Raw genomic sequence first — 6,295 nt, forward strand, 5'->3', positions numbered from 1 at the left:
GCTCGAAGCAAAGGTTGAAAAGCTCGGTAAAAGCCCGGCCGTCGCCCTCGGCGATGCGTAGGAACAACGTCCTGTCAATATGTAATTGCTGCGCCAATGGCCTCAAAATAGCGATTTGGTTGAATAATGGCCGGTAAAATAAGAAAGTACGGGATTCGGACAAAATATTAAAAAGGCCCGTACCGGTAACCGGACGGGCCAGGGCGGGGCAGGCATTAATTGGTGATATAATCACTGGGCTAATAAGGTGGCCAGCCTCTCCCCCAGTTCTTTGCCACGCAGGTTTTTCGCGACGATCTTACCTTGCGGGTCCAGCAGGAGACTGCTCGGAATGCCGGCGATTCCATAATAATCGGATATCTCGTTCTTAAACCCTTTAAGGTCGGACACCTGCACCCAGGGCAAGGCATCTTCTTCCACGGCTTTTTTCCAGTCGGCGGCGTTATCGTCAAGTGATACGCCTACAACCGTGAAATTCTTGTCCCTGAATGTGTTGTATGCGTTCAGGACGTTAGGGTTCTCCGCCCGGCAGGGCCCGCACCAGCTAGCCCAGAAATCTACCAGGACGTATTTGCCGCGGAATGTATTAAAATTCACAGGCTGGCCGTTGATGTCGTTTTGGATGAAGTCGGGCATCGTCATGCCGTTTTCGCTTCTTTTGAGGATATCCATCCGCTGCCGCAACCGTTTCCCGATACGGCTTTCGCGGACCGTTGAGCTCATGCGGGCAAACATGCTGTCAATCTCCCGATAACCTCCGAACATTGCTTTGCGCGACAGCAGGGAGGCGCTGAAGAAACTGTTCGGGTGCGCCATAATGTATTCGTCGCCGCGTTTTTCCTCCGCTTTCCAGTAAGCTTCCAGCTGCTCCTGGAATGCGGCTTTACCGGCTTCATGAGCCTTCTCCGAAAGCTGATAGAGGCTGTCCATGGCTGCCATAAGGGAATCCCTGGATTTTTTATATGCATCGGCCTCCAGCTGAATCTTAGCGCCATGAACGCGCACCTGTTGCAAAGAATCGATATGGCCTTGCAGGCCGATACTCCCCGGTTCCATGAAAAAGGAGATGGAATTGCCCGTGAGCAGCAGGCGGACTTCCTGGGGTTCAGGCATTTCACCCTGCCATTGGAATTCCCCGTCTTTCACAGGCAACGTATCCATAACCCGTAGGCTGTCTTTATAGTATTGCAAGACCACCGTACTGTCTTCCAGGCCTGTGATTTCTCCGGTCAGCAAGGTTTTCGGGGGCTGAGGGTTCCCGCAGGCTGCGGCCAATAGCATCGTTCCGCTTATAATGCTTGTCAATCGCCAGATTTTCATTCGCTTAGGTTTGAATAGTTGGGTAATTGTGTCAGGTTTACAAACATATAGGCGGACAAGTCCGGGGAAAGGACTACTGCGTGGAAACAATTGCTACCGCATATTGGCGGCAACGCTATCATCAAGCATTACTAATCAACTCATTATTGCAATTATCAGTTTTAAATTTACCAGGAAAAGGTTCGGGAAAAGCCCACTTAGGTGCACGTAAAAAAGACAAATCGTTTCAGGCTGATTTGTCTTTTTTCATACCGAAAGGTTGATGTCTTCCTCAACAACCATCTTTACGCGGAGCATGCTTATAGATCACCTCACCGTCACGTTCCGCATATTCGCCCGATATGATGGGATATGCATACTTCGGAGCGTGGGATACGGCATGGCTTCTTATAATTATCCTGTCGGCAACCTTCAGGCTGCGCAGCTGTTGAGGATCATCATCAAACCGAAGTATAAAATCCTCCCCATTAACCCTGGCCATCACGCCGAAACCTAATTTTGAGCCCGGCGGAAGGGAAAGAGAGGTTACGACGGCCTCCATGTTGGTGTAATCCTTTATGTGTTTTCTTATTTTTGCCTCAGCGGCATACACTTTCTTCCCTTCGGGAGACGCTTCCCACATTTTGAACGCTATCCCCGCCGGGGTAAGATCCCATTCTTCCTGTACCCTCCTTTCAGCATCGGTCAATGGTTTGGGAGTTGGCTTTTCAGCAGCCTCATGCTGGCTCCCGCGATTGGCGAAGACGAATCCACTTACCACAACCAGCGATAAGATCAATGCATAAACAACTTTTTTCATAATTTGTGCGTGTTAATTTAGTTATAGAATGTATGGTTAAACAGCGGTCGATTCAGGGCATTCTGCCGCTATTCAGGTGACCAGCCGAAATTACCTGACTGCCTTGAGAATGAGGGATTTGGATTGTAAATAATAGTGTAACTTTTGTAAATAATATCTTGACATGATGCTTGTCTGCAGAAATCTTCTTTCCGGTAAGCGCAGATACCTGGTTGCATTGATATTACTCTTGCTTATCACAGCGATCTGGGTGGCGTTCGCTATGGCGGGCAGCGACGATTTTAGTATCGCCAGGCGGGAAGTCCTGCTTCGCCGGATCGGGCATGAAACCCTCCTGCAGTCGGGCGACAGTACATCCCGGGTACTCCCGGTAAAAAAGCTCGCCGAAAATGAATACCAGATCAGTTTTGAGCAAACTTTTACTTTCCAACCCGACTCCCTGGTAAATACTACCCGCCGCGTGTTATCCCAGGACCCGCTCGCAAGTAATTATGTGGTTAATGTAATTAACGGCGCCAATGACAATGTGACTTATGGATACGCTATTTCAAAAAACAAAAAAGACGACATTATTGCCTGCCGGGGAAGAATGCAGCCCGAAGCGGCTTATGTAATCCACATCAGGTTTCAATCCCTGGAAACAAATACAGCAAAGATTGGGTTTCTCATGGGCGGCCTGGCTTTATTAACAGTATTGGGCTGTATCTTCCTGAAACCAGCAACTCCGCGAACTGTTTTACCTGGAAATCAGCACGATATACCCGGCAATCAACCTTCCGGCGTTTTCACTTTGGGATCGATGTCGTTCGATGCGGAAGCGCGTAAGCTCGTGATTGATGGAAAATCGACGGAGTTGACCAAAACTGAGGCCCGGGTATTGCGCATTTTCGCGTTGGCCCCTAACGAGGTCATAGACCGGAGCAGGCTGCAAAAGGAAATTTGGGAAGATGAAGGTGTCATAGTAGGCCGCAGCCTGGATATGTTCATATCAAAACTCAGAAAAAAACTCGACCCCGACCCTACTATCAAAATAGCCGTTATACGCGGCAAAGGATATAAGCTGGAGATTGCAACAAAGGATTTGATGTCATAAACCTATGCGGGATGAGCACGTTAACCGTTGGTCCCGCTGGTTGGGCTATCCAAAAACGGTAGCGCGCTCATGCTAAAACGGCCCCGGCTTGTGAATAGATGTTGCCTTTTGAAGGCTTCCCGGCATCACGCCACGCCTGTCTTTCTCCGGCAGGGGTTTGTTGCTCCATCTGTCAGACCAGTCTGGGGTAAGGTCATCCGGCAGATCGTCCCCCGTTTCCTGCTTCCAGATTTTCAGCATATCGGCAAGGTGTAATTGCTCAGTTTCGTATTCCTTTCGGCCGTATAAGTTGTCCCGTTGATCTTTGTCTTTAGTATAGTCGTATAATTCGTATTTAGGTTGGGGAGTAATGAATATTGAAGCCTGTAACGGGGTCGCTTTGCCAGCGAGGTACTGTTTTTTCAATTCCTTTCCCGCCGGCGAGCCCATGATGTCCGTAGCGCCAACATTACTCAGTTCCGGCAAATTATTTTCAATATAAACAAATTGATGGTTCCGGACCATACGCTCATGTGCCCGGAAGCTATGCCAGTTGTGTTCTGCAAACACATAGTTCCGGAACTTAGCTGTCGGGTCTGCAAACAACATTGTAAAGCTTTTCCCTTGCATTGCTGCGTGCCTGGGCATTCCCGCAACTTCCAGTACCGTCGGTGCAATGTCGATGGCGCTTACCAAACTGGCCGACACCTGTTCTTTGGCTTTGATTCCTTTAGGCCAGTGAATGATCAGCGGCGTTTTGATTCCATCATCATACAACCGCGTTTTGTTTCCTGGAAATGGCCTGCCATTGTCTGCCATGACTATTATGAGTGTATTCTCCAATATTCCCTGGGCCTTCAATTCCTTCACAACCAATCCGACGTAATAGTCAAATCGACTTACTTCTTCGTAGTAACGAACGATGTCGTTGCGCGTTGCGCTATTATCCACCAAATTGGCAGGCACCTTTACGTCATGCGCCGAATAGTGAATGGGTTTTGCCGCGCTATCCCAGCCGCGGTGTGCATCCTGCGCTGCAAACCACATGAAGAAGGGTTTTTCTTTCGGCCTCTGTTGCAGATATTCAACCCACAACTGCTCACCGCCGGGGCCGCCGCCGTCTGCACTGGAACCTCCAACCAGGTCAAACGCATCCAGGAACTCGCCTTCAGGTTTTATGCCAGACGATCCCAAATGCCATTTACCGGCCTGTGCCGTGTAATATCCATTTTCTTTCAGCAATTTCGGGAATGCGACCTGCCCTGCGGGAATCGGGCTATGCAATTCGGCGGCGCCTGTATTGTGCGGATACCTGCCCGTCAAAATACTTGCCCTGCTGGGGCTGCAGGAGCTGGCTGTAAGAAATGCATTGGTAAACCTGATGCCCTTTTCGGCCAATTTGTCAATCTCCGGCGTTTTAATTACGGGGTGCCCCATGCATCCCAAATCATTATACGAAACATCGTCCGCGATAAAAATTACAACGTTCGGTTTTACCGTTTGTGCGTGCAAACTAATAAATGGAAAGAAAAAGCAGGCCATTGTGGCCACCTTATATACCATTATCATATTCAATCTATGCATCATAACGTGGATTTTGATTCTAATCGTCAGCTAAAATGCAAAAAAAGACAGTAACAGCGTAACAATTTCCATACTATGGATGAATAGACAGGTCAACTTTCGAAATCCTCTAACGCCGGCAAAACCACCTTTCGAAATCGTTCAACATCGATTATAGTTTCCGCCCCGCAGCGCCCCCGCAGAAAAGCGCCCCTTCCCGCAGGGTATTCCCGCATTCAACGCGAATAGCCCCGGGCCAAAACAGGGAGATTTTGTTGCCAATTATTCACGATCACATCTTATCCAACCAAACCTTGCACGCCAGCCCCCGCTGCCGTGGGGCATTGCCATGCGCCTGAGCCAACCCGGCACCATGATATACAGGTATCCTACCGTCTGCGTCATTTCCGGCACATCTCCGTATCACCTCCGCATCAAGTCCACCTTTCCGGCCATTCCCCGTCGTTTCCGCCCGGTTCACCTGCCCGCATCCCGTCCTGCAACGCCCATACAGTCCTCATCCTCCCTGCTTCACTTCCGTCTCAACATGGCCGCATCCCTGGTACCCCGCTGCGAACGCAGGGCTTCCCGGCGCTTCGTTGGATCAGGGGCAACCGCCGCGCCGCTCCCGCCTGCCGCGTTCCGCCCCTGCGCAAGAAAATCTTCAAACTTTGATAAATCAGGATATTTTTACGAAGTTTGTACAGGGAGGCCGAGGACCTCCAGGAATTCCACTATCCGGCCGTTATCGTTAAGTTAGTATGAACAAAATGCCGGTAAGTCAACCAAACAACGTTTTAACGCTACCTTCATTGTTACGTTCAATCAAGTACATCTTTTGCACACCTCTTTGAAAGTGAATAGGGTAGTTATATCGTAAACAGCATTTTTCTGCTTCTACGTTCACTGCACAAGCAATTAATATGGACACGCAACTAGCAGAGGCATTACAATCCGGGGACTACGGGGCATTTGAGCATGTCTTCGAAAACTATTGGGAAAAAGTATTCTCTTACCTGTCGAAAAAGACGCACAGCACCGAAGCGGCCAAAGACCTGACCCAGCTCGTCTTCATCAAACTCTGGAATTACCGCTCCGGCGTATCCGCCGACATTCCCCTGAACGAACAGATCTTCCGGAAAACGAAACAGGTATTCATCGACTGGCTGCGACAGGAAATGCGCCGCCGGCAGCATATCGCCGATACCATGGAACTCCCCGACATGCAGGGAAACGACGCCGGCCACGACCGGATCGAGATCCGGAACGACGTCGCCAACGCCATCAGGCTCCTTCCTCCCAAACGAAAAGAAATATTCGAGCTCCGCCATATCTACGGATATTCCTATAAAGAAATAGCCGAACTATTGGGCATTTCCACCAAAACGGTCGACAGCCAACTGACCAAAGCCAATCTTCAGCTCCGCAAAATCCTGCAGACCGCCATTTTCTCCGTCGTTCTCCAGGACGTTATCAGCCATGTAAAATAATTTTTATCACCGGATAGGGAATTATTCCCTGGACAGCGTACTTATTGATGT

Annotated in this window: 5 protein-coding genes; 2 read left to right on the forward strand and 3 right to left on the reverse strand. The window is 49.5% G+C overall.

What is annotated here, in order from left to right; translation table 11 throughout:
* Positions 1 to 231: 231 nt before the first annotated feature.
* Together Q0510_RS04195 and Q0510_RS04200 are read right to left on the reverse strand one after the other, a co-directional pair.
* Positions 232 to 1,305 carry a TlpA disulfide reductase family protein gene (locus Q0510_RS04195; protein ID WP_298708539.1) on the reverse strand — a complete coding sequence of 358 codons (1,074 nt, stop codon included), beginning with the start codon at positions 1,303 to 1,305 and terminating at the stop codon, positions 232 to 234.
* A 286-nt stretch (positions 1,306 to 1,591) separates the two neighbouring features.
* The gene (locus Q0510_RS04200) at positions 1,592 to 2,119 is read right to left on the reverse strand and encodes a hypothetical protein (protein WP_298708541.1); all 528 of its coding nucleotides are present in this window, start codon (positions 2,117 to 2,119) and stop codon (positions 1,592 to 1,594) included.
* 163 nt (positions 2,120 to 2,282) lie between these two features.
* Here Q0510_RS04200 and Q0510_RS04205 point away from each other — a divergent pair, with 163 nt between their 5' ends.
* On the forward strand, positions 2,283 to 3,212 hold the full coding sequence (locus Q0510_RS04205) for a winged helix-turn-helix domain-containing protein (RefSeq protein WP_298708543.1): 930 nt from the start codon (positions 2,283 to 2,285) through the stop codon (positions 3,210 to 3,212).
* 72 nt (positions 3,213 to 3,284) lie between these two features.
* Here Q0510_RS04205 and Q0510_RS04210 read toward each other — a convergent pair whose 3' ends face one another.
* Positions 3,285 to 4,778, reverse strand: a complete 1,494-nt coding sequence (locus tag Q0510_RS04210) for a sulfatase (RefSeq protein ID WP_298708547.1) — start codon at positions 4,776 to 4,778, stop codon at positions 3,285 to 3,287.
* Positions 4,779 to 5,677: 899 nt separating this feature from the next.
* On the opposite strand from Q0510_RS04210, the gene Q0510_RS04215 reads away from it, so the two are divergent.
* Positions 5,678 to 6,244 (forward strand): sigma-70 family RNA polymerase sigma factor, encoded by a 567-nt coding sequence (locus Q0510_RS04215; protein WP_298708549.1) that lies wholly within the window; start codon positions 5,678 to 5,680, stop codon positions 6,242 to 6,244.
* The last annotated feature ends 51 nt before the right edge of the window (positions 6,245 to 6,295 follow it).

It is taken from the genome of uncultured Chitinophaga sp., from assembly GCF_937874145.1.
Lineage (GTDB): Bacteria > Bacteroidota > Bacteroidia > Chitinophagales > Chitinophagaceae > Chitinophaga.

Coding starts and splice junctions, on each gene's coding strand:
- Q0510_RS04215 (WP_298708549.1), top strand. CDS start 5,678: ATGGACACGCAACTAGCAGAGGCATTACAATCCGGGGACTACGGGGCA.
- Q0510_RS04210 (WP_298708547.1), bottom strand. CDS start 4,778: ATGATGCATAGATTGAATATGATAATGGTATATAAGGTGGCCACAATG.
- Q0510_RS04200 (WP_298708541.1), bottom strand. CDS start 2,119: ATGAAAAAAGTTGTTTATGCATTGATCTTATCGCTGGTTGTGGTAAGT.
- Q0510_RS04205 (WP_298708543.1), top strand. CDS start 2,283: ATGATGCTTGTCTGCAGAAATCTTCTTTCCGGTAAGCGCAGATACCTG.